This window comes from Streptomyces sp. NPDC037100 (genome assembly GCF_055606225.1).
Map to the genome: position 1 here is coordinate 26,833 of NZ_JBVJSX010000018.1, position 24,231 is coordinate 51,063.

The 24,231-nt window shown below is 69.1% G+C and carries 20 protein-coding genes and 2 pseudogenes; 10 read left to right on the top strand and 12 right to left on the bottom strand.

Going from position 1 to position 24,231, the window contains the following annotated elements:
* Positions 1-84: 84 nt before the first annotated feature.
* A complete protein-coding gene (locus ACZ7EG_RS37285) occupies positions 85-1,041 on the bottom strand; it encodes a VOC family protein (protein WP_471088855.1) in 957 nt (318 codons plus the stop codon).
* Between the two features lie 293 nt (positions 1,042-1,334).
* Positions 1,335-2,273, bottom strand: coding sequence for a LysR family transcriptional regulator (locus ACZ7EG_RS37290; protein ID WP_471088857.1), 939 nt, complete (start codon positions 2,271-2,273; stop codon positions 1,335-1,337).
* A 426-nt stretch (positions 2,274-2,699) separates the two neighbouring features.
* On the opposite strand from ACZ7EG_RS37290, the gene ACZ7EG_RS37295 reads away from it, so the two are divergent.
* The 5 genes and pseudogenes from ACZ7EG_RS37295 to ACZ7EG_RS37315 all read left to right on the top strand — a co-directional run bounded on the left by ACZ7EG_RS37295 (position 2,700) and on the right by ACZ7EG_RS37315 (position 8,069).
* The gene (locus tag ACZ7EG_RS37295; RefSeq protein ID WP_471088859.1) at positions 2,700-3,452 is read left to right on the top strand and encodes an SDR family NAD(P)-dependent oxidoreductase; all 753 of its coding nucleotides are present in this window, start codon (positions 2,700-2,702) and stop codon (positions 3,450-3,452) included.
* Positions 3,449-4,219 (top strand): SDR family NAD(P)-dependent oxidoreductase, encoded by a 771-nt coding sequence (locus tag ACZ7EG_RS37300; protein ID WP_471088860.1) that lies wholly within the window; start codon positions 3,449-3,451, stop codon positions 4,217-4,219. The genes ACZ7EG_RS37295 and ACZ7EG_RS37300 overlap by 4 nt, the downstream gene beginning before the upstream one ends.
* A 448-nt stretch (positions 4,220-4,667) precedes the next feature.
* Positions 4,668-7,061, top strand: a complete 2,394-nt coding sequence (locus tag ACZ7EG_RS37305; protein ID WP_471088862.1) for a SpoIIE family protein phosphatase — start codon at positions 4,668-4,670, stop codon at positions 7,059-7,061.
* A gap of 9 nt (positions 7,062-7,070) precedes the next feature.
* Positions 7,071-7,178, top strand: a pseudogene (locus ACZ7EG_RS37310) (succinyl-CoA--3-ketoacid-CoA transferase); the annotation flags it as partial.
* A gap of 336 nt (positions 7,179-7,514) precedes the next feature.
* A complete protein-coding gene (locus ACZ7EG_RS37315) occupies positions 7,515-8,069 on the top strand; it encodes a DoxX family protein (RefSeq protein WP_471088967.1) in 555 nt (184 codons plus the stop codon).
* A gap of 116 nt (positions 8,070-8,185) precedes the next feature.
* Here the strand turns inward: ACZ7EG_RS37315 and ACZ7EG_RS37320 are convergent, their stop codons facing one another.
* Positions 8,186-8,689: a MarR family winged helix-turn-helix transcriptional regulator gene (locus ACZ7EG_RS37320; protein WP_471088864.1), complete on the bottom strand. Its 504-nt coding sequence runs from the start codon at positions 8,687-8,689 to the stop codon at positions 8,186-8,188.
* 56 nt (positions 8,690-8,745) lie between these two features.
* Here ACZ7EG_RS37320 and ACZ7EG_RS37325 point away from each other — a divergent pair, with 56 nt between their 5' ends.
* The gene (locus ACZ7EG_RS37325; RefSeq protein WP_471088866.1) at positions 8,746-10,023 is read left to right on the top strand and encodes a multidrug effflux MFS transporter; all 1,278 of its coding nucleotides are present in this window, start codon (positions 8,746-8,748) and stop codon (positions 10,021-10,023) included.
* 130 nt (positions 10,024-10,153) lie between these two features.
* Here the strand turns inward: ACZ7EG_RS37325 and ACZ7EG_RS37330 are convergent, their stop codons facing one another.
* Positions 10,154-10,840, bottom strand: coding sequence for an HdeD family acid-resistance protein (locus ACZ7EG_RS37330; protein WP_471088868.1), 687 nt, complete (start codon positions 10,838-10,840; stop codon positions 10,154-10,156).
* A 477-nt stretch (positions 10,841-11,317) separates the two neighbouring features.
* On the opposite strand from ACZ7EG_RS37330, the gene ACZ7EG_RS37335 reads away from it, so the two are divergent.
* Positions 11,318-12,553 carry a PP2C family protein-serine/threonine phosphatase gene (locus tag ACZ7EG_RS37335; RefSeq protein ID WP_471088870.1) on the top strand — a complete coding sequence of 412 codons (1,236 nt, stop codon included), beginning with the start codon at positions 11,318-11,320 and terminating at the stop codon, positions 12,551-12,553.
* 252 nt (positions 12,554-12,805) lie between these two features.
* On the opposite strand, the gene ACZ7EG_RS37340 is transcribed toward ACZ7EG_RS37335, so the two are convergent.
* A complete protein-coding gene (locus tag ACZ7EG_RS37340) occupies positions 12,806-14,074 on the bottom strand; it encodes a DUF418 domain-containing protein (protein ID WP_471088872.1) in 1,269 nt (422 codons plus the stop codon).
* 214 nt (positions 14,075-14,288) lie between these two features.
* Here ACZ7EG_RS37340 and ACZ7EG_RS37345 point away from each other — a divergent pair, with 214 nt between their 5' ends.
* The 3 genes and pseudogenes from ACZ7EG_RS37345 to ACZ7EG_RS37355 form a co-directional block, all read left to right on the top strand.
* The gene (locus ACZ7EG_RS37345; protein ID WP_471088874.1) at positions 14,289-14,504 is read left to right on the top strand and encodes a hypothetical protein; all 216 of its coding nucleotides are present in this window, start codon (positions 14,289-14,291) and stop codon (positions 14,502-14,504) included.
* 76 nt (positions 14,505-14,580) lie between these two features.
* Positions 14,581-16,368 carry an ABC transporter ATP-binding protein gene (locus ACZ7EG_RS37350; RefSeq protein ID WP_471088876.1) on the top strand — a complete coding sequence of 596 codons (1,788 nt, stop codon included), beginning with the start codon at positions 14,581-14,583 and terminating at the stop codon, positions 16,366-16,368.
* A gap of 117 nt (positions 16,369-16,485) precedes the next feature.
* Positions 16,486-16,857: pseudogene (locus ACZ7EG_RS37355) on the top strand (DUF6624 domain-containing protein); the annotation flags it as partial.
* A gap of 132 nt (positions 16,858-16,989) precedes the next feature.
* Here the strand turns inward: ACZ7EG_RS37355 and ACZ7EG_RS37360 are convergent.
* From ACZ7EG_RS37360 to ACZ7EG_RS37390, 7 genes are all read right to left on the bottom strand, one after another.
* Positions 16,990-18,099, bottom strand: coding sequence for a sensor histidine kinase (locus ACZ7EG_RS37360; RefSeq protein ID WP_471088878.1), 1,110 nt, complete (start codon positions 18,097-18,099; stop codon positions 16,990-16,992).
* Complete coding sequence (locus tag ACZ7EG_RS37365; protein ID WP_471088968.1) at positions 18,096-18,755, bottom strand: response regulator; 660 nt, start codon at positions 18,753-18,755, stop codon at positions 18,096-18,098. The genes ACZ7EG_RS37360 and ACZ7EG_RS37365 overlap by 4 nt, the downstream gene beginning before the upstream one ends.
* 657 nt (positions 18,756-19,412) lie before the next feature.
* Positions 19,413-20,147, bottom strand: a complete 735-nt coding sequence (locus ACZ7EG_RS37370; RefSeq protein ID WP_471088880.1) for an SDR family NAD(P)-dependent oxidoreductase — start codon at positions 20,145-20,147, stop codon at positions 19,413-19,415.
* A 78-nt stretch (positions 20,148-20,225) separates the two neighbouring features.
* Complete coding sequence (locus ACZ7EG_RS37375; RefSeq protein WP_471088882.1) at positions 20,226-21,335, bottom strand: alanine racemase; 1,110 nt, start codon at positions 21,333-21,335, stop codon at positions 20,226-20,228.
* A 136-nt stretch (positions 21,336-21,471) separates the two neighbouring features.
* Positions 21,472-21,960 carry a RidA family protein gene (locus ACZ7EG_RS37380; protein ID WP_471088884.1) on the bottom strand — a complete coding sequence of 163 codons (489 nt, stop codon included), beginning with the start codon at positions 21,958-21,960 and terminating at the stop codon, positions 21,472-21,474.
* 500 nt (positions 21,961-22,460) lie between these two features.
* A complete protein-coding gene (locus ACZ7EG_RS37385; RefSeq protein ID WP_471088886.1) occupies positions 22,461-22,670 on the bottom strand; it encodes a DUF2180 family protein in 210 nt (69 codons plus the stop codon).
* Between the two features lie 687 nt (positions 22,671-23,357).
* Entirely contained in the window at positions 23,358-24,044 is a 687-nt protein-coding gene (locus tag ACZ7EG_RS37390; protein WP_471088888.1) for a GntR family transcriptional regulator, read from the bottom strand.
* Positions 24,045-24,231: the final 187 nt, after the last annotated feature.

Below are 24,231 nucleotides of genomic sequence, written 5' to 3' on the forward strand. Positions count from 1 at the left end.
CGGTTGATGCCTGCTTGGCGAGCCGACCCGAACCCCGATTCCCACGGGCAGTCCGGGTTCCGGTCGCGGCGGCCCGCCGAGCGGTCAGCTTGTGAGGTTGCTCTGGGAGAAACCGTAGACGCGGTTGTCGGGGGCGCGGAAGAAGCAGTAGCGGTAGTCCGTCCCTCCTGCACCTATGCCGGGGATGGTGTAAACGCGAGAGACCCATTCAGCGCCATGCTCTTCCATGTAGGGCATGGCTTTGTCCAGATCGATGGTGTTGAAGCCCATGGCGATAGACGTGTCGCTCGTCCGCCAGGGATAATTAGGGGCCTTGGGTCCGTAGAGCTCGTACAGGCTGTCGTTCTCCGTGCCGACAACAGCGAACTGAGTGTCTTCGAAGTGCATTGAGAGACCCAGACCGCGGTCCGTGAGATTCCTCATCTGTGCGTATTGTTCGGCGGTCACGGCGACGGCGCTCCACTGAAGCTTGTTGATCCCGGCCGCGCCCGTGGCACTTTCGGGCACGGGCTGGTGGACGTCGATGTTGCTCTGGGACAGCCCGTAGACGCGGTTGTCGGCAGCGCGGAAGAAGCGGTAGCGGTAGTCCGTCCCTCCTGCTCCCACTCCGGGAATGACATGAACGGGAGAGACCCATTGCGCGCCGACCTTCTCCAGCACCGCCCCGGCCTCTTCCAGGTCCTTGGCGTCGAAGCCGATTGCGGCGGAGGTGTTGCTGGTGCGCCAGGGGTTCTGGGGAGCCTTCGGTCCGTAGAGCTCGAACAGGTTGCCGTTGGGCGTGGAGAACACGGCGAACTCATCCGAGCCGAAGACCTGTGTCAGCCCCAGGGCCTTCTCGGTGAACTCCTTCATCACCGGGAACTGCTCGGCGGTGAGCGCGACAGCACCCCACTGCAGCCCGGTGATACCGGCGGATCTCTTGGTGTTGGTGGTCGAGCCCCGCGTGACTGCCTGCGTCGTCAGGGGATTGATCACCGCGAGGGATGCGCCCAAGGCCAGGCCTGCGGTTATGGCGGTGCGTCGCGTGAGATGCGTGGACATGATTGCGTCCTCCTTTGGCCGAGCCCGTGAAGTTCCGGGCTGCGCGTGGATGGTCAAGCTCTGCAGGTGCAGGTGCAGGTGCGAGTGCAGGTGCAGGTGCAGGTGCACAGGAAAGTGGGATGCCCGCTCGCGGTTCTTCGCCCGCTCGCCGCTTGTCAGAAGCTTTCGAGTGCAGGCATTCCAGGGACTGCTCGAAAGCTGGGCCCGGTGGTGCGGGCGTCAGCGGCTGCCCCGACTATCAGCCAGAACGACGGGTGGGGCCACCCCTCATCCGATCGGTATGCCGGATATGGTCATTCGCCCGGTGGATGCGGCGTCGTCGTGCTGCTGTCGGCCATCGTCGCCGAGACCCGCGCGGCTGTTTCCCGCAGCCAGATGTGCGCGGCGTCGTGGGTGTGGACCGGATGCCACCACAGCATCTCCCGCAGCGGCGCGGCGTCGTAGGGAGGCTCCATGATCCGTACCCGCAGGGCGCTGCTCAGGCGCTGTGCCAGGAGTTCTTGGACGAGAGCGATGCGGCCGGTGCCGGCGACCATCCACGGCAGCGCCTGGAAGCTGGCGACGGAGACCTCGGTCCTCGGCTCGATGCCGAGCATGCCGAGTTGCCTGGCCGCCGGGGCGTCGTAGGTGCGCTGGTAGGTCACCCACGGCAGCCGTGCCAGATCCTCCAGGGTGAGCCGCTCGCCGACCTCGGGATTGTCCTCCGCGACCAGGAAGACCCAGCGGTCCTGGTACAGCTCGGTGGCCGGGAAACCGCTGATGACTCCGTGCGGCATGAACAGGCCGTCGGCCGCGCTGAGCATGGTGGCGGTGTCCACGGAGACCTCAAGCGGGGGCGGGGTGAACCGCAGGCGGATGCCCGGCGCCCGCGCGTGGACGGCACGGGCGAGTTCGGTTCCGAAGATCGCCACCGCGTAGTCGGTCGCCAGCAGGGTGAACTCGCGGGAGTCCGTGGCCGGGTCGAAGGCGGCCTGGCTGGTGAAGAGGCGTTCCAGCAGGTCGCAGGTGGCCAGGGTGCGGTCGAGGAGGACCTGGCCGAGAGCGGTCAGCTCGTAGTGGCCGCCTACACGCGTGAGCAGCTCGTCGTCGAAGTGCCGGCGAAGCCGCGCCAGGGCGGCGCTCATCGCGGGCTGGCTGAGGCCGATCCGCCGACCGGCGAGGGTGACGTTGCGCTCCTCCAGCAGTGCGCGCAGGGCGACGACGAGGTTGAGGTCCAGGCTGGCCAGGTTCATGGCACGCTCCCACCACTCACGAAAACGAATGCATAAACGCCACGGATGATCCGATCCACGGAATCGATTTCCCAGATTCAAGGGGGTGAGGCCACATTGGTCGCACCGCAATGAGGAGGACACCTCCATGAAATCCCACGTCTTTTCCCCACCCTTCGCCATAGGACTCCCGGCGGGGCGGTCCTGCACGTCGCCGAGGACGTCCAGACCGGCGGCGACGACCTGCCCGGCGCCCTCGGCATACAGCGCCCCCGGTTTCAGAAGATCCTCATCGCCAGTGTCGGGTCGCGACCTGTGGTCCCGCGACACGCAAGTCCGCCTCGGCCCGTGCAAGGGCAAGGGCATCGGCGCCGTCTCCCACACCGTGGTCGCAGGCAGAGAGCCGGTCCCGCTGTCGACCGCGCACCGTCACACCCAGGAGCGGCCATGAACGACCTGCACCGCAAGAGGCTCCTCGGCAAGGTCGTGGTGGTCACCGGCGCCGCGCGCGGTCTCGGCGCCGCCGAGGCCGAGGCGCTGACCCGTGAGGGCGCCCGCGTCATCGCCACCGACGTCGAACCCGGGGAAGGCTGCCGCCGCCTCGACGTCACCAGCGAGCGGGACTGGGCCGAACTGGCGGCGGAACTACGGGCGTCGTACGGCCGTATCCACGGCCTGGTCAACAACGCGGGCATCACCTGGCGCGACCGCCTCGGCGACGTACGCCCCGACGACTTCGCCCGCGTCCACGCCGTCAACGTCACCGGCCCGCTCCTTGCCATCCAGCACCTCATGCCCCTCATGCCGCCTGGCTCGTCCATCGTGAACGTCGGATCGGCCGCCGGGCTCACCGGCCACTACCCGGTCGCCTACACGGCCAGCAAGTGGGGTTTGCGCGGCCTGGCAAAAACCGCCGCCGCGGAACTCGGCCCACGCGGCATCCGCGTGAACACCATCCATCCCGGCTTCATCGAGACCGAGATGACCGCCTCCGCCGCGCCCGCCTTCCGCGAGGCAAATGTGCGTGAGACCCCCCTCGGTCGCACCGGCACGGTGGACGAGGTCACCCCGCTGGTCGTCTTCCTGCTGGGCGACGACGCCTCCTTCGTCACCGGTGCCGAGATCCCGGTCGACGGTGGCCTCACCGCGCACGGCGGCGCCAAGTCCATCTCCGACGCGTTGCGACCGGGGGCGTCATGAGGCGGCTGGACGGCAAGGTGGCCCTGATCTCGGGAACGGCCCGTGGCCAGGGGAAGGCGGCGGCGCTGCGTTTCGCGGCCGAGGGCGCGATCGTCGTCGGTGGCGACCTGCTGCACGAGGCGGCACTGGAGACCCAGCGGCTGATCGCCGAGGCGGGCGGCACAGCCCTCGTCCCCGGCCCGCTGGACGTGACCTGCGAGGACTCCGTGCGGACGTGGGTGGAGGAGGCCGTGGACGCCTTCGGCGGCATCGACATCCTCTACGCCAACGCCGGCGCCGTCCGCTTCGGAGGCGTCGACACCCAGCCGTATGAGGACTTCACCTTCACGCTGCGCGCCGAACTGGACTCGGTGTGGCTGGCCGCGCACGTCGCCTGGCCCCACCTGGTCCGCAGCCGCGGCTGCATCCTCACGGTCGGCTCGACGGCCGGACTGACCGGCTCGCTCACGAACCGGCGTACCGCGCACTCGGCCTCCAAGGGCGCCGTGATCGCGCTGACCCGGCAGTTCGCTGCCGAAGGCGCCCCGCACGGCATCCGAGCCAACTGCATCAGCCCCGGAATGGTCGAGACCGAGGGCTCCCGCGACAACCTCCTCGCCACCGACCACCCCATGCGCACCATCGCCCGCCACATCCCCCTCGGCCGCGTCGGCCTGCCCGACGAGGTCGTCAACGCCGCCGTCTTCCTCGCCTCCGACGAGGCGTCGTACATCACTGGCGCCAACCTCGTCGTCGACGGGGGTTGGTCGGCCGTGCTCCCCGGCTGAAAGAATCCCAAGGGTTGGCAACCCAGGCCGGTGACTCGCTGTGAGCGTGTCAGCCCAGCGTGGCGGGTTCGGCGGCGCCGTGCCGGAGGCGTAGTCGGATCGGTGTTCGAGGCCAGCCTCCCGGCGTGCGTTCACAGGTCCTGTATCTTCCACGACAGCCTCGTCCATCCAAGGCCCGCACAAGAGGCGAGCCCGGTGCGGCGGGAAAGCGGGCGGTCTGCGGAGAACGCGTGCCCGGTCCCGTCGCGGCACCATCGAGCCACGTCGGCAGCAGTCCCTCAATCCCCAGGGGAGCACCGTCCGAGCCCGTCGCCCTGGCGAATCGCCTGCGCCCCGGGCTCAGCCCCCGTCGAGTCGACCGAGTCACGACGAAAGCCGCATGAGGCACTCATCACCCGAAAGCATCATAATTGGCTTAACTTGATCGATGAGCGTTCCTCGAGGTCGGATGAGTGTGTCCAGTCATGATGTCGGCGACCGGTCGTTCACCTTCGACGGCCTGGCCGCCGCTGTGCTGGACACCCGGGGGACGGTGTTGCGGTGGACCGGAGCGGCGGCCGAGCTGACTGGGTTTCCCGCCGATGAGGTCTGTGGTCACTCGGTGCGCGAACTCCTGGCCGACGTTTCCGCCGGACTGCCTGCCCTCGACCTTCCGACCGGGAATTCGGCGTCCGGGCGAGTACGGCTGCGGCATCGCTCTGGCGGCACCGTCCATGTCACCTTCCGGGCGATGCAGGTGGAAGGCTTGGCCGAACTCTTCGTCCTGGCAGCGCCGACGGAAGTCGTGACGGATCGGGAGCAAGGCGTCGCGCTCTTGCGTGCGCTGTCCTCACAGAATCAGATCGGGATCGCTCTGCATGGCACGGACATGGCCATCGTGCGGAGCAACGCCGTCTCGGGGATCTTCGGCGCTCCCGGACTGCCGATCGGCGGTTCACTGCGCGACATGATGGCCGCCGAGGACGCCGAGGATGTCGAGGCGGTCCTGCACCAGGTGTTGGAGACGGGCACACCAGTGGTGGGGAGGGAGCAGTGGACAAGGTCGCGGGAGGACTCGGCGCGGCGGTGGGCCACGTCGCTGTCCGCATTCCGTCTGGAGGACGGGGGCGGGCACCCTATAGGCGTTGCCGCCGTGTTCAGCGACATCACCGAACACCTGAGGGCTCGTAGGCACCTGGAACTCCTCCGCGAGGCGGCCGTGCGCGTCGGGGGTTCCCTGGACGTCATGCGCACCGCGCAGGATCTGGCGGACCTGCTCGTCTCCGACCTCGGGGATTTCGTGGTAGTGGACCTCGCCCTTGCCGTGTTCGACGGAAACGAGCCATCCAAGTGGGTGGGCGGCGGAGACATTCGCATGCGTTGCGCCGCTATGGCCCCGGCGGACGCGACACCACCGGTCGGTATGAACCGAGGTGATGTGCTCCCTCCGCTCCCTGACCAAGCTCTGCTGCGTAGCCTCCAACAGGGCAGGACGGTGATCTTCAGCCGCGATGAGTTCGTCGCCATGCTCGGCGATCCACGGCTGGTCGAGCTTTTCCTCCCCAAGAGCTTCCACTCGGTGATGGCTGCGCCGCTGTACGCCCGCGGCCTCATGCTCGGTGATGCGTTTGTCTGGCGCATCGACCAATCCGAGCCGTTCACCGGGCAGGAGGCGGATCTGATGACGGAAATCGCCTCAAGAGGCGCACTGGCCATCGACAACGCCCGCCGTTACACACGAGAGCACCGTGCGGCCGCCGCATTGCAGCAACGCCTGCTTCCTCCGGCCACCACCGACAGCCCGGCCGCCGAGACCGCCGGCGTCTACCTGCCCGCAGGCGGAGGGGCCGAGATCGGTGGTGACTGGTTCGACGCCATTCCCCTGCCCTCTCTCCGGCTGGCCCTTGTGGTCGGAGACGTGGTCGGCCACGGCATGCACGCGACCGCCACCATGGGGCGCCTACGCACCGCCATTCAAACCCTCGCCGACCTTGAAATCGAACCCGACGAGCTGCTCACCCGGGTCTCCGACCTGGTTCAGCGTCTCGCGGCGGAGGCGCCGGCCGGCGACCACGACACGGTCGGCGCCACGTGCCTGTACGCGGTCTACGACCCGGTCGCCCGGCACTGCACCATCGCGAGTGCGGGGCACCCGGCACCCCTCATCGTCCGGCCTGACCGGACCGCCCGACCGGTCGACATCCCTACCGGGCCGCCGCTCGCCGTCGGCGGCATGCCGTACGAGATGACCACCATCGATCTCGAGCCGGACTGCGTCCTGGCCCTCTACACCGATGGTGTCGTCGAACGGGATGACCACGACATCGACCAAGGGCTCCAGTACCTTATGAAGTCCCTTGCCAGTTCCTGCCGCCCGGAGCGCGCTCTGGAGGACACCGGCCGAGCCGTCTTCACCGGCCTCGGGAACCAACCACCGCGCGACGACATGGCCCTGTTGCTGGCCCGCACCCGCGCCATCCCCGCGGAGGCCGTCGCGCACATGGAGTGCCCGGCCGACCCGGCCGCCGTCGCCGACGTCCGCGACTGGACGGCCCGACGGCTCGCCGCGTGGGGTCTGGAAGATCTTGCATTCACCACCGAACTCGTCGTCAGCGAACTGGTGACAAACGCCATCCGCTACGCCCGCCCGCCGGTGGACCTGCGCCTGATCCACCACAACGGTCTGGTCTGCGAGGTCACGGACTCCAGCAGTACCCAGCCTCGCCTGCGGCGCGCGCACACGACCGACGAGGGAGGGCGCGGCCTGTTCCTCGTCGCCCAGCTCACCACACGCTGGGGCTGCCGCTACGGCCGGAACGGAAAGACCATTTGGGCCGAGCAGCTCATGGACGATGTCCGCTGAGCTTGTGGCCTGCTGTCACGGGCAACGATCGTTGCCGACGGCTCCTCCATCAACCTCGGCGTCGGCCTGCCCACCCTCATCCCCGGCCGCGTCGTGCTGCACTCCGAGAACGACCTCGGCGCCCTCGACGTCACCGGAGACGGACTCGCGCTCGGCGAAACCGCCCCTGTTCAGGGCGAGGCGACAGCGGGGGCACAGCACCCATATCCGTGCGATGGATGACGGCATCCCGGAATCCGATCCTCCACGGCATTCCGCCCGGACCCTCCATCCGTCACGGTAGCGGTACTTCCTCGACCGGTGAGCTCCTCACGGCACAGGAGCGAGTCGGGCTGTCTGCCACCCTTCCACGTCCGCTCAAGGCCGGCGTTTCCGCAACCACTGCGTTCGTCCACACCCTCAACAACCGGGAGGCCCATCGTGACCGCACAAGGAACTTCAACCACTCGCAAGGTGCTGGGACTGGCGCCGCTTCACCGGTCCGGCGCAGCCGCACCGCTCCTGGCCCGTGTGACAGCCGGATCAGTCATGGCCGTCCATGGAGTGGACAAGCTGCTCGAGGGACCGACCGGCTTCAGCGCCTTCCTGGGAAGTCTCGGAGTGCCCGAGCCCGTGGTCATGGGCTGGGCCGTTGCCCTCGGGGAGACGATCGGCGGGGCCCTTTTGCTGCTCGGCCTGGTCTCCCGGCTGACGGCGGTCATGCTGACCGTGCACCTGTGCGCCGCCATGGCCCTGGTCAATGTCAACATCGGCTTCATGACTCCCCACACCGGGCGGGCTTCCGGGGCGGGTGCGGAATTTCCCCTCGTTCTCATCGCTGCCTTCGGGGTGGTGTTGTTGGCCGGCCCTGGGCCTCTCTCACTCGACCGTTTGCTGGGCATCGAGCGAGTCCCGGCGGGCCGACTGCGCGACGCCGGGGAGCCTGCCGTCGAAGCCGGACAGTCGATCAGCCTCGGACGTCAGGCCACAGCGGCAGCCACTGTCCCGAACATCGCTCCGGAGGCGTGACGGCACCGTCGAGCTGGACTGCCGGCCGAAGGGGATGCGGCTGATCGCCCCCAAGGAACGGCAGCCCCCCGGGGCCAACTGCGCTTCACGGCACACGACGCCGTCCTCGGCGGGCCTCAGTCGTGGCCCACGCGCGTCTCCATGACCTGCACCAGCCGTTCCAGCGCCTTGCACACCCACTCCCGGTCCTCTCCGAGCCCCGCCAACAGGTCGACCTCCGCGGCGAGTTGGCGGGGGAAGAGGTCGTCGACGGCCTGGGCGCCGGCCTCGGTGACGGTGACCAGGGCGGCACGGCGGTCGGCGGGGTTGGGGGTGCGGGCGATGAAGCCGCGCTTCTCCAGTTTGCCGAGGGTCTTGCTCACGCCTGCCCGGGACAGCCCCAGCCGCTCGGCCAGGCCGCGGGCGATGACCGGGTCGGTCGCGTGGCGAAGGGGGATGAGCACGTCGACCTCAGGCGCGGTGAGAGGGGCGCCCGCGTAGAGGGGTTCCACAGCGCGGCTGAGCAGGCCCGTGGCGTGCTTGAGCAGGCCGATCAGCTCCATGGGGGAGGTGTCCAGGCCTGGGTTGTGCTCGGCCCACTGGGTGCGGATGTCGGCGGCGGAGGCCGGGGAGGAGGACATGCGGCGTACCTTCCCTGCATTTGTTAGCTGGTGAACTACCCGTTACCTTTATCTCCATGGTACCTCCGCTCCCCTCTCGTATGCACCGCGCAGCCGAACCCGCCCCCGCCGTCCCCGCCCCAGCCGGGCGTGCAGCCGCCGCGCTCGTCGCCGTACTCGGCGCCCTGACCGCGGTCGCGCCCCTCACCACCGACATGTACGTCCCAGGCTTCCCCGCGATGGGAGACGCGCTCGGGGCGAGCAGTTCGGCCGTGCAGCTGACGATGACCGCGTTCCTGGCCGGACTGGTCATCGGCCAGCTGGTCATCGGACCGCTCAGCGACGGGCTCGGCCGGCGCCGGCTGCTGATATCCGGGTCCGCCGGGTTCGTGCTCTTCTCCCTCGTCTGCGCCGTCGCCCCGAACATCGCCGTCCTGACCGGCGCCCGCTTCCTGCAGGGTGTGACCGGCGCGGCGGGCATGGTGCTGGCCCGCGCCGTGCTCACCGACCGCTTCCACGGCACCGAACTGCCGCGCTACTTCGCGGTTCTGTCCCAGATCATGAGCGTCGCACCGGTCGCCGCGCCGGTGCTCGGCGGGGTCATCCTGTCCGTGTCCACCTGGCGCGCGGTGTTCGTCGTACTGACCTTGCTGGGTGTTCTGCTGTCGCTGGCTGTGGTGCGGGCGGTGCCGGAGACCCTGCCGCCCGAGCGGCGGCACGGCGGCGGGGTTGTGAGCGCTTTCCGCGCCATGGGCTCGCTGCTCGCCCACCGCACGTTCATGGGGTACGTCCTCGTCATCGCCCCCGTCTCGGGGGCGCTGTTCGCCTACATCAGCGGCTCCAGCTTCGTCTTCGAGAACCTCCACGGGGTCTCCTCGACGACGTACTCCCTCATCTTCGCCACCAACGCGGTAGGCATGCTCATCGCCGGGGCGGTCTTCTCCCGACTCGCGAGGCGGGGCGTACGCCTGAACACGCTCCTCACGGCCGGAGTATGCCTCTCCTCGCTCGGCGCACTGGCGCAGGTCCTGCTGGTCGTGGTTGTGGGCGAGAGCCTCGCGGGCACCTGGATCACGCTGTTCGTGACGGTCAGCGGCATCGGCCTTGTCTTCCCGGGAGTCATGAGCATCGGCCAGGCGGTGGGCCGGGTGGCTCCGGGTGCGGCGTCCGCGCTCATGGGCGGCCTGCAGTTCCTCTGCGGGGCTCTCGCCTCACCGCTGGTGGGACTGTTCGGCGAGGGCAGCTCCCTGCCGATGGCACTGATCATGCTGATCGCCGTGACCGCGGCAGGGATCGCCCTCGTCGGGATCGCCCGGCCCTGGCAGGGGCATGGTGAATCGGGTGATGCGAAGTAGGGCGCGCGCCCACGCGGGTGCGGCACGAACTCCCTTCATGAGAACCACCGTGGGCGAAGGGCGTCACGCTCGGCTGCAGCTTCGGGAGTGGGGCCCGCGGTAGCGGGGCGGCCGGAGTCTCCCGCCGCGATCAGTGCTGAGGGTGCGGTTGGGAGCGGAACGCGGGCCGCCGCTTTGTAGTGGTCCTGGGCGCGAGACGGCCGACTTCGATGCGCATCCTGATGGCGTGGAACACCTCGATCACGCCGAGGACGATGGCCATGATGCCCGCCGCCAGGGTGAGCGCGCCGATCGAGGTGAACGGCGAGACGATCAGCACGATGCCCGCCAGCATGCCGATGATCCCGCTGAACAGCATCCAGCCTCGCGCCGGCGTGTCCGGGGACATGGCCGCCGTGGCCGTCACCATGGTCCCGCGCAGCAGCCAGCTGAAGCCGATCCACAGGGCGAGCAGCAGGATCGACTGCAGGGTGCCGCGGAAGCAGATCAGCCCGAGCAGGACGGACAGCGCCCCCGCGAGGAAATGCAGGGCCCGAAGATGCCCGGGGATGTGCGTGCCGAAGGCGGCGGCCAGCTGGAAGACACCGATGACCAGCAGATAGATGCCGAAGAGCACGCCGACGACCCGCAGCGTCTCCTCCGGCCAGGCAAGGACCGCGACGCCGAGGGCGATGGCAGCCAGGCCCGTGGTGAGAAGGATCTGCCAGCCCATGTTCGCCAAGCCTGCCAGGCTTCCGCCGAGGGAGGCCTCTGGTGGCCCGGTGCCGTGCTGGGGCCCAGTACCGGTGCCCGATGGGGAATCGGAGGGAGATGTCATACCAGCTCACGCCTTCCGAGAAGAAAGGGGGCGAATCGGTTCCCCTCCATCGTCACCCCGCCCGGCCCCATATCGCCTGACGAGGACGGAGAGGGCCGAGTGAGACCTGCTGCGCTGGTGCCGTCGACCGGGACGATGCCGCATCGCGCGATCTCCATGCGTTGCTCGCGATGCCCACAATGCCAGGGCTCCTCGGCCCCCGGAGGCTCGCCGACGATACGCGCGGAGACGCTTCCGGTCGGCATCCTGATGCTCATCTCGCCCGTGCGGTACGAGCCCGGGCGGGGCCGGCGGGCATGCGGGGACATCAAGCGGTGCGGCACCGTCCAGACTTCGCACAGCTTCGGCAGCGCCTTCGGGTCACGGTCAGGTGCACGATGCCGACGAAGGAAGGCGGGCGATGCACGGACACTGGATTGCTCGTAGATTGATAGGTCAGGGCAGGCGGTGGCGCTCGCGAGCGACGGAGAGCGCGTAATGACAGCGGATATCGACTTCACGGCGTTCTTCGACGCCACACCAAGCCCGTACCTGGTACTGGACACGGACCTGGTGATCCGCTACGTCAACCCGGCATGCCTGAGGAGCACCGGGCTGACCAACGACGAGTTGATCGGGAAGTACTTCTTCGACGCCCTGCCGGAAAATCCCGGCGTCCACGACGACGCAGAACGGAACCTGAAAGCGTCCCTGCACCGGCTTCTGGAGACCGGTCAGCCGGAAACCGCGGTGCTGCAGCGGTACGACCTTCCGCGCCCCGACCAGCCGGGCGGGTTCGAGGGACGATGGTGGTCCGTGATCCACACCCCGCTTTCCGGAGCTGACGGCAAAGTGAAGTGGATCATCCAACAGGTAGAGGACGTCACGGCCTTCGTCCACTCACCTCGGGAACGTCAGCTCAGCGAGGAGTTGGCCGAGCGGGCGAAGGGCACGGCAGCCGAGCTCTACGCGCGGGCCCGTGAGCTGGACCGGCTGAACCAGGAACTGCGTGCAGCCCATGCCCGTGAACAGCGGGTCGCCCTCACCCTGCAGGAAGCCATGCTCTCCGTCCCCGACCTGGACCGGCACAGCAACATCGCCGTGCGCTACCTGCCGGCGACCGCGTCACTGAATGTGTGCGGCGACTGGTACGACGTCGTCGACCTCCCGCCCGACCGCTACGCCGTGGCCGTCGGAGACGTCGTCGGCCACGGCCTGCACGCCGCGGCCGTCATGGGCATGCTCCGCAGCGCCCTGAGCGCCGTCATCCGCGCCATCCCCGGCCCCGCCCAGGCCCTGGAGGTCCTTGGCCTCTATTCCCGCTACGTGGACGGCGCGATGGCCGCAACCGCGGTCAAGGTACTCATCGACCCCCGCAGCAAGCTGCTCATCTACAGCAACGCCGGACACCCACCACCGATCCTGCTCCACCGCGACGGGACCTGCGAACTGCTGACCAAGGCCACCGATCCCCCACTGGGCGCACGCGAGCACCACGTTCCCCGTCCCCAGGCCGGCCTCTCGTACACCCCGGGAGACACCCTCGTGCTGTACACCGACGGCCTCATCGAGCGCCGCGACGAGGACATCGACGCAGGCCTGGGACGCCTGACCACAGCCCTGGCCCAGGACCAAACCCTCCCCCCTGACCTGCTGGCCGACGCACTCCTGGCCCGCCTCGACGTCGCTGATGGCGCCCCCGACGACATCGCTCTCGTCATCATCCGGCTATAAGGCGGTTGGAGGGCCAGGCAGGGTGGACCAGCAGTGAGGGTGGAGCTTCCTCACCAACCACGCCCGCACACTCCTCTCTTCACCACCTGGCACGATCTGCAGGAATACGCCGCGTACGACCCCGGGGGCCGCGATCTGCGATCGGCATCGCCGACTCGCCCGAAGCCTCGCCCCGTTACCGGAGGAGTCCCTGCCCGGCTCCTCTTGCGCCTCTCGTACAGGTGCGCGGGGGCGTCCCACCCCGGCCGGGTCTCATCGGATGTGCTTCGCCGGCTTGGTGGCGGCGTTGAGGAGGTATTCCAGGGGGCCTCGGCGGAAGAAGCGGGACCAGATCGCGGCGAACACGGTCGCCCCGAGGACGAACATGATCAGCGGCACCCATGATTGCTGGGTGCCGGTCCCGGCGGGCACGGACAGCGCGGACTGGGCGAGGAAATGGCCGACGTAGGCGGTCAGGGACATGGTGCCCACGGCGATGACCGGCTTCGCCAGGCGGCGCAGTCGCGGCAGGCGGTCCATCGCCACCGTCGCGCCCACGATCACGAGGATCGCGACGCCTACGCTGCCGATGATGTCGAACGTGGTCCCGCTGTGCGGCCCGGCCTTCAGCAGGAACGATGCGGACATCTCGGGGAACGACCCCCCGTCCGGGGACATCGAACCGCTGGCGGAGGGCATCGAACCGGAGCTGCCGGACGACGACCCGTCTTCCGCCATGCTCCTCAACCCGTCCGATCCGGCGAGCAGCAGGGACATGCTGTAGGCGGCGGCGGTGAGGGCGGCGCCGAGCGCGGCGAGGCGCTTTTGAACGGTGCCGGAGGACAGGTCGAGGCGGCCCAGCGCCATGCCCGCGATCACGAACGACATCCACGTGAGCGCCGGGTAGAAGCCGGTGAGCAGCAGGTCGAGCACTCCCACCTCGCTGAGGCGGCGGAGCGGGTCGTAGGCGTTGATGCTCTCCTGGACCGACGGAGTCAGCAGCGAGGTCAGGACGAACGCCAGCTGCGGTGTGACGAGGGCGAAGGTGGCCGCGATGATCGCGAGGGTCCTGGCGCTCAGTCGCACCAGGGGCAGGGCGAGGAGGAAGTAGACCCCGTAGAAGCCGAGGATGATCACTCCCCCGTACTCCATCGCCAGCACGGTGCCCAGCACCAGCAGGATCACGGCGCGGATCGCGATGCGGGCCTTCGCCTGCCGGCCCGCCAGGCCCGTCTTCGGCTCGCGGCGGCCGGCGATCAGCATCAGCGAGAACCCGGCGAGGGTGGCGAACAGGACCGACGAGTGGCCATCCGCTATGTAGCGGATCCAGCTCGCCACGCCGCTCGTGGCGGACAGCGGGGGGCCGATGTGCACGACGTACATGCCGAACACCGCCAGCGCGCGGGCCAGGTCCACCCCGACGAGGCGTCCCATCGAGGGACCGGCCGAGGCCGGCACGGCGGACTCGGGGGAGGTTCGGGGCGGCGGAGGTGAGTTCTCCGGGAGAGCTGACGTCTCCTGCGGCGGCTGCGTCTGTGTCATACGGCAAACCTCGCGCGGAGCTCAGGGGGCGGGCCATCCGGCAGGCGTCGGTAACGCCCCCGCCGACCGGCGGGTACCGCCCTGCCGACCGGCGGAACCTCGTCCCCGACCCGGTCCGGTGCGACCGGGAGGTGGTCTTGTCCAGCCACTCGGCGGGGGTGGACCCGACGGTTGCCGGATGGGTGCGGGGCGGCCGGGCTTCCAGGGTGGAGGCATGACACACCGTGCGCGGCGCAAGGAGCCCGACACCTCCCACGCCTCACCAGCCGACGAACCGGGGCATGACGTGGTCCCTCGCAGGGGCGACTTCCTGGAGTTCCTCGGCCTGGTGCTGGCTGCGGGCGCCCTCGTCCTGGTCGTCGTACGCCCTGAGCTCCCCGAAGCGTTGGTGCGCGCCCTCTCCTCGAGCACACCCGGACTCGTCCGCTGAGCCGGCACACCATCACGCCCGGTCCGCCCGGCACCGTCCATGCGGTGCCGGGCGGACCGCAGAAGGAAGGAATGTTGTGAACACCCCATCCGCCCCGGCGAAGGATGAGACGTCCCTGTCTGCCCGGGAGACGGTCAGGGCGCTGTACGGGTATGTCCGGCCGCACCGTTGGTCCGTTGCCCTTGGTCTGTTGTGTGCCCTGGCGGGGGCCGCCGGGGCACTGCTGCAGCCCTTGGCCACGAAGGCGCTGGTGGACCGGATGGCCTCCGGTGGGACCATCGCCGGGATCCTGATCGGGCTCACCGTGCTGGTGGTGGTGGGCACGGCGGTCGAGGCGTTCGGCGCGTATGTGCTGGAGCGGACGGCGGAGTCGGTGGTCCTGGCCGCTCGACGCACCGTGGTGGGGCGGCTGTTGCGGCTGCGACTCGCGGAGTTCGAGCGGATCCCGCCGGGTGATCTGATGTCCCGCGTCACCTCGGACACGACGCTGCTGCGGGCGGTCAGCACGCAGGCGGTCGTCTCCGCGGCCACGGGTGCGGTCGCGTTCGTCGCGGCGATCGTGATGATGGCTTTGCTCGATGTCGTGCTGCTGGGTGTGACGCTCGGCGTGGTCGTGCTGGTCGGCGGGGCCGTCGCGCTGGTCATGCCGAAGATCGCCCGGGCCACCGAGCGATCGCAGCAGGCGGTCGGGGAGATCTCCGTCGCGTTGGAGCGGGCCTTCGGGGCGTTCCGCACGGTGAAGGCGTCCGGTGCCGAGGGCCGGGAGACCGCCCGGGTGGAGGCGGCGGCGCGGCGGGCGTGGCGGCACGGCGTGAAGAGCGCGAAGTGGGAGGCCGCGGCGGGCTCGGCCGACGAACTCGCCGTCCAGCTGGCCTTCCTCGCGGTACTCGCGGTCGGCGGGGCGCGCGTGGCGTCCGGGGAGATCCCCGTCTCCACCCTCATCGCCTTCCTGCTGTACCTCTTCTACCTGATCGAGCCGGTGTCCACGCTGATCGAAGCCGTGACCTCCTTTCAGGAGGGGGCGGCCGCGATCTCCCGGATCGCGCAGGTCGAACGCCTCTCCACAGAACCGGCCGACCGGCGGAGGGTCTCCCTGCCCAAGCAGGGGGCAGCGGTGCCGGATCCGGCATCGGTCCGTTTCGAGGACGTGTCCTTCCGCTACCGCCCGAACCTGCCGTACGTCCATCGGCAGGTGAGTTTCGAGGTTCCGGAAACCGGTTTGACGGCCTTCGTCGGTCCCTCGGGCGCGGGCAAGTCGACGGTGTTCGCGCTCATCGAGCGGTTCCACGAGGTCACCGGCGGCCGGGTCCTGGTCGACGGCAAGGACGTCCAGGACTGGTCCCTGTCCGAGCTGCGGTCCGCCATCGGGTACGTGGAACAGGACGCGCCCGTCTTGGCCGGCACCCTGCGGGAGAACCTCGTCTTCGCGGCGCCCGGCGCGAGCGACGACGACATCCGCGACGTCCTGGCCCGCACGAAGCTCGACACCCTCGTCGAGTGCCTGCCCCACGGCCTGGACACCCCGGTCGGACACCGCGGTTCGAAACTGTCGGGCGGCGAACGGCAGCGCGTCGCCATCGCCCGCGCCCTGCTGCGCAAGCCCCGGCTGCTGCTCCTGGACGAGGCGACCTCGCAGCTCGACGCCGTCAACGAGCTGGCGCTGCGGGACGTCATCGCGGAGGTGGCACGGGAAACCACCGTGCTGGTGGTGGCCCACCGCCTGTCCACGGTGACCGGAGCCGACCGCATCGTCGTCGTGGACGCCGGCCGGGTCCGCGCCGTCGGCACTCACGAGGAACTGGTGACCGAGGACCCGCTGTACGCACAACTGGCGGCCACCCAGCTCCTGACCCCCGCCCGATGACCCACCACACGCCAGGTCGTCCGGTCGGTCACTGCCCCACGCCCGGCCGGACAACCACCCACACCCACACCCACGCAGACCAAGACCGCGAAAGGCCCCCCATGTACACCGAGCGTTGACCGGCTCGGCGAGATCACGGACGAGTACGGCTGGCCGACGGAGGAAGTGGTCGGCGAGGAGGCCGCGCGCGCAGCGTAGCTGGTCGCCCAGCACGCTGACCGGCAGCTTGAAATTCAACGACGCGCCCTGAAGCTGCTGCGGCAGGCGGTGTCGGCAGGCTCGGCCAGCCCACGCGAGCTGGCCTTCTTGTGCGACCGCACGCTGGTCAATGAGGGCCGCAAGCAGATCTACGGCACTCAGATCGCCGGCGTGAAGGACGGGGCACCGGTTCTCTGGCCCTGCGAAGAGCCCGAGCGCATGGACGAACTCCGCGCAGAAGTCGGCATCGAGCCCTTCGACGAGTACGTCGCCAAGTTCGCAATGGCCTGACCCCGCTGCCCCCGTCCGCATCCGCATCCGCATCCGCATCCGCATCCGCATCCGCATCCGCATCCGGCGGATCCCTGTCCAGGGTTCACCTGCCGTAGGTAATGATCCGCCGGACAGGCCCTGAGTAACAGCTCAGTCCGCGCTGAGCGGGATCCGCAGCCGCACCCGGTAGCCGCCCTCCGTGGTCGGGCCCGCATCCAGGGTGCCGTGCAGGATGTCGGCACGTTCCCGCAGCCCGACGAGGCCTTGCTGGGAGCCGGGGAGGGACAGGGAAGGACGCGTGGATGGGGTGTTGGTGACGGTCACTCCGATGCCCTCGCCGTCCTGCCACAATTCGACGCTGGCCGTGGCGCCAGGTGCGTGTTTGCGGACGTTGGTCAGCGCTTCCTGAACCGTACGGTAGAGGGCGCGTTGGGTCGGTGTGCTCACAGTGGGCGGCAGTTCCCCCGTCAGCTGTACATGAGTGCCGCTCGATTCCACGAGTTTACGCAGGTCGGCAAGGGTGGGCTGAGGCGTCAGCTCGGTGGCGTCGCCGCCGGAGGCCCGCAGCAGGGTGACCATGGTGCGCAGTTCGTCGAGCGTGGTGACGCTCAGCGAACGGATCGTGCGAGCGGCCTCCTTGGCGTCCACGTCCCGGGCGGCGACCTGCAACGCCCCGGCCCGTACGGCGATCAGACTGACCTGATGGGAGACCACGTCGTGCATCTCCCGGGCCAGCTGGGCGCGTTCGCGAGCGAGGACGGCCTGGGCGTGCAGGGTCCGCTCGTGTTCCCTTGCCTCCTCGATCTCGGCCAACCGCCGCGCCAGGTCCCGCTGTGCCTGGAGTAGCTGGCCGAAGAGGACCGGTGCCGCGGCCGTAGCCAGGCCGTACACGAAGAAGACCAATGTCATGGTCCGGTCGACCTCGGCCAGGGGCCACGGAGTGCTGCTCGCGACGGCGGCCAGGGCGACGCACACGGCGAGGAGACGGCGGTTGCGGGAGCGTTCGGCCAGGGTGAACAGCGCCGCGAGCACAGCGACGGCGACATCCTGCATCAGCGCGACGGGCAGGGTGAGCAGGAACACGACGAGCGGGAAGCGGCGCCGGAAGGCCAGCGCGGTGCACCCGACAGCCGCCAGCGCGAGCTCGAGGCGCGTGGGCTCCCAGTTGTTCAGCCGCACGTCCACGGCCGCCGCGGCCACCAGGGCGAGGTCGATGACCGGCGCGGGAACCCGCTGCCACAGGGCGCGTGCACGGCTCATCCGCCGGTCTCCGACCGCAGGCGCTCGTCGAGTAGCCCGGCCCGCTGCGCCAGCAGCGCCGCCTGTACCCGGCTCGCCACGCGAAGCTTCGTCAGGATGGCGCTGACGTGGTCCTTCACCGTGCCCGCCCCCAGGTGGATACGCGCCCCGATGTCGGCGTTCGACAGCCCCTCCGCCACCAGGACGAGGACGTCGCGCTCCCGCGCGGTGAGCAGCCGGACCCGCGCGGCCTCCTCGTCGACGGCCGTCCCGGTGCCGGGGTGGCTGTGCAGCAGCGTCCGCGACGCCTTGGGGGACAGCACCACACCGCCCGCGGCCAGGGTGCGCACCAGGTGGGCGAGCTGCTCGGGCTCGGTGTCCTTGAGGAGGAAACCGGCCGCGCCGGAGTGCAGGGCGGTGAGGATGTACTCGTCGGCGTCGAACGTGGTCAGCATCGCCACCACCGGCGGGTCCGGCATCGTGCGCAGTTCCCGGAGCACGGTGAGCCCGTCGACGTCCGGCATCCGGATGTCCAGCAGCACCACGTCGGGCCGCTCCCGGCGGACCGTCTCGACCGCCTCGCCGCCACTCGCGGTCGCGACGACCTCGATGTCCTCGGACGCGCCCAGAATCAGCTGGAAGCCCGAGCGGACCAGAGCCTCGTCGTCGACCACCATTACCCGGATCACGCGCTCCCCCTACCCTTCGTTCATACCGTCCGGCCCATGCCGACTCGACCCTAAAGCCCCGATCGGTCCCGGCGGCCTGCTGAGCTGCAGCTCCAGCCACACGGCGGGGTAGCACCCACCACTCGGCAGGGCCACGGCAGCCTTCTGCCGGATGGGCCGTGATCGGCCCGGCCTCCAGTCTGAGGGCCATGACCCATCACCCGGACTCCGCGCTGCTCCCGGCCGATACCCCGTCTTCTGGAGGTGAGCGTGGTGAGTTCGCGGCGTGAAGGAGGGATTGGTGTCGATGGCCTTCAGGAGCGACATGTCTTTCCTATTGGAGCTTGAGAAGTTGGTGGCCGCGGCCACGGTCGACGAGCTGCTGCCAAGCGGCAGCTGACACACGCTCGTGGGCATGGCCCGTTCCCGATGTGCGGAGGCCGATACGAGCCATCGTGGCTGGTGCCGAGGTGGCCGGGTGGCTCGGCTACGGTTGTCGGCACGGGCGCACTGAGGGTGACGCCGTTCGAGTGGAGCAGACGAATGGGGCACGCGCTCGACGCTTGTTCGACAGTTCATGCCGCAGTCGGCGGACGCCCGAGGCAGAAGGAGCGACGGAGAAAAGGTCGTGCAGCTCCTTGCTGATGGTGATGCCCAGCAGGGTGCTCAGCCGGCGGTGTACCCGCCGTCGACGGTCAGGACCGATCCGGTCACGTACGACGACTCCCGCGAGGCGAAGAAGAGCACCGCGTCAGCGACCTCTTCAGGGGTGGCGAGGCGTTGGAGCGGGATCGTGCTCTCGCGCTGACGGCGGTAGCCCTCGGGGTCAGGCCTGCGCTGGAACGCCGCTTCGATGATCGGTGTGGCGGTCAGACCCGGAGCCACGACGTTGACCCGGATGTTGCGCGGGGCCCATTCGATCGCGGCGCCCTTGGCGAGCATGATGAGGCCCCCCTTGGCGGCGGAATACAGGACCTGCCCAGACATGCCGACCATGCCCAGCCGTGAACTGACGCAGACGAACGAGCCGCCGGTCTCGGGCATCAGCGGGGCGAAGTGCTTCATCACCAGGAACGCGCTGAGCAGGTTGCTCTCGAGCACGTTCCTCGCGTCGTCGCAGGCCATCTCGGTGAGCGGACCGTCGGCCTGCAGGCCGTGGTTGAGGACGACGACGTCGACGGTGCCGCAGGTCTCTGCGGCCTGCTTGGCCAGGTGCTCGACGAACGTCTCGTCGTTGAGGTCTCCGGGAACGTACAGATCGTCGGGCTCAGCGCTGTCGAGCCGCTCCCTGCGGCCGGTGAGCAGGAGCCGGCCGCCCTCACGGCGGAAGTGGGAACTCACCGCCTGCCCTATGCCACTGCTGGCGCCTGTCACCAGGGCCGTGACGTTCTTGAGTCTCATGTCAGGCACTCCTCATTACGGGGGAGGTCGGTCGGGGGTGGGGGGCTTGGAGAGGACGGGGGTCTCGTCCCGTGCCGGTCAGTTGAGGAATCCGCGGGCGTCGACCGGCCAGCGCTCCAGCGACGTGCCCGTGCTGTCGGTGACGATCAGTTCCTCGAAACCGAGGACGACGGGGCATACATGGTTGGGCACCACCGGTACGACGCTTCCGACGCTGGGGCGGAAATCGCCGTCCGGCAGCGGGAGGAACCCGTGGTACTCGTTGACCTTGGACAGGACCGCCTTCGTGCCGGCGATGCCGCCGTAGCCGATCTCGGGGCTGCCTTCTTTGCTGAGGGCCTTGTTGCCCACATCGACGATGACCTGGCCGGGGACCCAGTCACTGACCACGGTCCCGGCGACGAACAGCGCGATCTGGTCCTCCGCGCAAGCACCCAGCCGGGCGTTGTTCAGATCGCCGAAGACGTACTCGCCGGGACGGATCTCGGTGATCACGGTGCTGCTGGTGGAGAACTCGACGGTGGGCGTGGAGCCGGCGCTGACCACCTCTGCGGTGACCCCGACGCCTTCGAGGCCGCGTACCGCGGTGGTGAGCGCGGCTTCCTGGTCCTGCGCGGCACGCCGGCGAGCGTCGCGACCGGCGCAGCCGTGACCGGGATAGGTGAAGACGCCTGCCGGCACCAGACCGCGCTTGCGGGCGGCGAGCGCGAGGTCGCCCGCGAGCTCGGGCGGCGCCCCGGAACGACGGGCGCCGCAGTCGACCTCGATCACGACCTGCAGGCGGTCCGGTTCGTCTCCCATCGCGTCGGCGAGGGCCTCGATCGCAGCGACGTTGTCGACGCCGACCCGCAGCCGGGCGGACTCGGCGAGCCGGCGGATCCGGGGCTTCTTCGATCCCGCGGCCCAGATCGGGTAGGCGAGGAAGATGTCGTCGAAGCCGGCCGCGGCGAAGACCTCTGCCTCACCGACGTTTCCCGCGGTGATCCCGACCGCGCCGGCCTCGATCTGGCGCCGACCGATCTCCACGCACTTGTGTGTCTTGACGTGCGGCCTGACCTTGATGTTGTGCTGGTCGGCGAAGCCCTGCATGCGGTCGATGTTGCCCTGCATGACGTCGACCAGCACGATCGGCGCGGGGGTGTCGATCCGCTCGACCAGAGCGTCGAGTGCTCGTTGCAGCTGATTCACGCTGCCCTCCTTGTGGTTCTGCCTGGACCGATCGAGGGGAGACGATCGAGGGGCGCGGGTGCTGACTCCCCTCGATGCCAGACGTGCGTGCCCCGCGATATCGCGCGCACTCGGGTAGACCGCCGTCGGGGCCGCCCTACGCAGCGGTGATGACCATCTGGATCTCGACCGGGGTGTTGAGCGGCAGCCCGGCGACACCGATCGCGGTGCGGGCGTGCCGCCCGTTCTCGCCCAGTACCTCGATGAGCAGTTCACTGGCCGCGTTGGCGACCTGCGACTGCTCACCGAAGTCCGGCGTACTGGCCACGAAGACCAGCATCTGCACGATCCGGACCCGGTCCAGATCGCCCACCGCCTCAACGGCGGCTGCAAGGCAGTTCAGCACGGCATGGCGCGCGAGCTCCTTCGCGGTCTCCAGCTCCAGGTCCCGGCCGACAACGCCCTGACCCAGCAACTTACCGTCCCGGTAAGGGAGTTGGCCGGAGATGTGGATGCTGGAGTCCACCGCCCGGTGGTGCACGTAGTACGGGTTCTCCCGGAGCTCGGGAAGGGCCAGCCCCAGGGTCTGAAGCCGATCGGAAGCCGAGTCGGTGTTCGCTGCCGAAGTCTCATGATTCTTGATCATCTGTACTCGGCTCTCCTCTCGAGGAACGGCGGCGACAAAACCCCTTATGTTGGCTTAAAACCGTCAAGCTATTGTCGTTTGTCGACCATATGGCTGTCCGTCGAGCGCTGTCAATACGAACTTCAACCTCGAACGCGGCCGCGGAATCAGTTCGAGAGTGCGACGTGGCGGTTCAGGGCAAGCGCGCAGCGGCCCTTCAGGGAAGCGCCTGTAGCGTGAGACGCCAGGCGGGTTCGGGACTGACCGAGTGCCTACGGGCACGGGCCGGAAGGAACGCCGGCCCCATCACCGTGCCGGGACGACCGCCGGCAAGGACATCATGGATACTCTGCCGTCCGCGGTCGCGCCTCCAGCACGGCACACCCACCGTGGCCGCGACTGAGGCCCGGACGCCGCACCAGTGTGCGGGACGGCATCCGGGCAGGCCAAGAACGGGGCGCTCGGACGGGCAGCGCGCGTTCGGCGACCGATGATGCGGTGCGACAAGCGCACCATGCGGGTCAGTGCGCCATCTCGGCCATGTCGCAGGTGTGGCAGACCACCCTGCGTGCCGGGATGCGGCCGTACGTAGCACCCATGCCGATCTGGCGGGTGACCTGCACCTGTCGTACGCGGGCATGGTTCTCACAGGTGGCCAAGCCGCAGCGCGAGCACACACCGATGCCGGTGGTGTCGCTGCGCGCCTCCTGGAGGCAGTCGTAGCACCTCATGTTCAACTCCGATTTCAGCAGGGGCCAGGTGCAGCAGCCAACCCCCATGGACAAACCCACCCAGGCCACGCACACCTACTCAAGGAGCTTGAAAACTAAACCCAAGTTTAGACTTTGTCAAGACTGAGATTCGATCGTGAACGCATGGCCAGTGCGCGATGAGTGAAGCCCCTTGACCCGCTGACCCGCCCGACCCGCCCGACCTGACTACCAATCAGCGCTTGCCGTTCAACGGCACAGTGAACGCGGTCCGCGTCCCCGAGCCTCGCGACACCGCGCTCCAGGGGGAGTCGCCCGCAGATACGTCGACAACGTCGGCAACCTGGGCACGGCGCGGACGGCGCCGCCGGAATGCATGCCGATCAACGGTTACGCATACGCCTCACCAGCCGCGATCGGCCCGCAGCTGCCCCACCCCGAACGGAGTCGGCGACATAGGCGCATTGCCTGGTCGCGGTGCGCGGGCGGGTCCGTCACCGTGCGCGCGGCAGTTGCCGGATGGAAGCCGACCGATCGCGGCCACGACAGGAGGCACCCAGGACTCGACGCAGCCGCTCGATCCGGCATACGCCCGCCGGCAAACCCTTCACCGATGCCTGCCCGTGGTCGCACACCTCGACCACCGAACGCAGCGGCGTCGACGCCGTGGCGAGCAGGCTTGGATGTTTCACGCAGGCTGGCATGGCCTCAGACATGCCGGGACGCAGGCTCCCCCGGATCTTCCGTCTTGGCCCCCAGTCCCATGGGGAAATGGGCGGCCAGTTCCCGGCGGAACGCGTCGGTGTCGCCACCCAGGGCAACGGCGGCCAACCTCTCGTGCTCGACGACCAGTTGCTGCGGGTCGTCGCTGTAGGTGCGGTGGTCGACGCTGAGGTGGAGGCGCAGCTTGGTCTCCCAGCCGTTCCAGAGACTCTGCAGGACGCCGTGGCCCGAGAGATCGTAGAAGAGCCTGTGGAATCGGAGGTGCGCGTCGATGCTGGCCGGGATGTCGCCCTTCTCCATGGCCCGGCGGAGATCCTCGACGGTTTGCAGCAACTGGGGCCGCTCAGGACCGCGCAGTGCTTCGGCCGAGAGCTCGGCGGCGTACGGCTCGACACGCAGCCGGACCGAGTCGATCTCGGCGACCTCCCGAGCGCTCACCTCTACGACGAACGCCCCACGGTAGGGGATCTTCACGACGAGGCCTTCCTCCTCCAGCTTGGTCAGCGCCTCGCGCAGCGGGGACCGGCTGATGCCGAGGTCCGCGGCGATGTGCGCCTCGCGCAGCTGGCCACCAGGAGGCACGGCCCCATCGAGGATGGCGGCTCGCAGTGTGCGGTAGACACCTTCAGGCGTCGTCGTCCGCTGCTCCTGCCACTCGAACTTGTGGTCCACCCCGTGGCCCTCCCTCAGCGATTGCCGACCACTTGGTCGTTTGTCGACTATACCTCCGCCGGTTGCGCCAACGTCATCGAGTGGGCTGCGCCGGTCGATCACCTCATGCATACGGCAGGGGGGTCAGCGCCGCCCTGCCCCAAGGCGCTCCTCTGACGCTGTTGACAGCTCAGACACGCTTGGTCGA

What these genes read in the sequence shown, in the direction of transcription:
- ACZ7EG_RS37335 (WP_471088870.1), top strand. Translation starts at nt 11,318, where the DNA reads ATGACAGCGGATATCGACTTCACGGCGTTCTTCGACGCCACACCAAGC.
- ACZ7EG_RS37325 (WP_471088866.1), top strand. Translation starts at nt 8,746, where the DNA reads ATGGTACCTCCGCTCCCCTCTCGTATGCACCGCGCAGCCGAACCCGCC.
- ACZ7EG_RS37300 (WP_471088860.1), top strand. Translation starts at nt 3,449, where the DNA reads ATGAGGCGGCTGGACGGCAAGGTGGCCCTGATCTCGGGAACGGCCCGT.
- ACZ7EG_RS37330 (WP_471088868.1), bottom strand. Translation starts at nt 10,840, where the DNA reads ATGACATCTCCCTCCGATTCCCCATCGGGCACCGGTACTGGGCCCCAG.
- ACZ7EG_RS37380 (WP_471088884.1), bottom strand. Translation starts at nt 21,960, where the DNA reads ATGATCAAGAATCATGAGACTTCGGCAGCGAACACCGACTCGGCTTCC.
- ACZ7EG_RS37385 (WP_471088886.1), bottom strand. Translation starts at nt 22,670, where the DNA reads ATGAGGTGCTACGACTGCCTCCAGGAGGCGCGCAGCGACACCACCGGC.
- ACZ7EG_RS37365 (WP_471088968.1), bottom strand. Translation starts at nt 18,755, where the DNA reads ATGGTGGTCGACGACGAGGCTCTGGTCCGCTCGGGCTTCCAGCTGATT.
- ACZ7EG_RS37305 (WP_471088862.1), top strand. Translation starts at nt 4,668, where the DNA reads ATGAGTGTGTCCAGTCATGATGTCGGCGACCGGTCGTTCACCTTCGAC.
- ACZ7EG_RS37295 (WP_471088859.1), top strand. Translation starts at nt 2,700, where the DNA reads ATGAACGACCTGCACCGCAAGAGGCTCCTCGGCAAGGTCGTGGTGGTC.
- ACZ7EG_RS37340 (WP_471088872.1), bottom strand. Translation starts at nt 14,074, where the DNA reads ATGACACAGACGCAGCCGCCGCAGGAGACGTCAGCTCTCCCGGAGAAC.
- ACZ7EG_RS37320 (WP_471088864.1), bottom strand. Translation starts at nt 8,689, where the DNA reads ATGTCCTCCTCCCCGGCCTCCGCCGCCGACATCCGCACCCAGTGGGCC.
- ACZ7EG_RS37290 (WP_471088857.1), bottom strand. Translation starts at nt 2,273, where the DNA reads ATGAACCTGGCCAGCCTGGACCTCAACCTCGTCGTCGCCCTGCGCGCA.
- ACZ7EG_RS37360 (WP_471088878.1), bottom strand. Translation starts at nt 18,099, where the DNA reads ATGAGCCGTGCACGCGCCCTGTGGCAGCGGGTTCCCGCGCCGGTCATC.
- ACZ7EG_RS37285 (WP_471088855.1), bottom strand. Translation starts at nt 1,041, where the DNA reads ATGTCCACGCATCTCACGCGACGCACCGCCATAACCGCAGGCCTGGCC.
- ACZ7EG_RS37370 (WP_471088880.1), bottom strand. Translation starts at nt 20,147, where the DNA reads ATGAGACTCAAGAACGTCACGGCCCTGGTGACAGGCGCCAGCAGTGGC.
- ACZ7EG_RS37345 (WP_471088874.1), top strand. Translation starts at nt 14,289, where the DNA reads ATGACACACCGTGCGCGGCGCAAGGAGCCCGACACCTCCCACGCCTCA.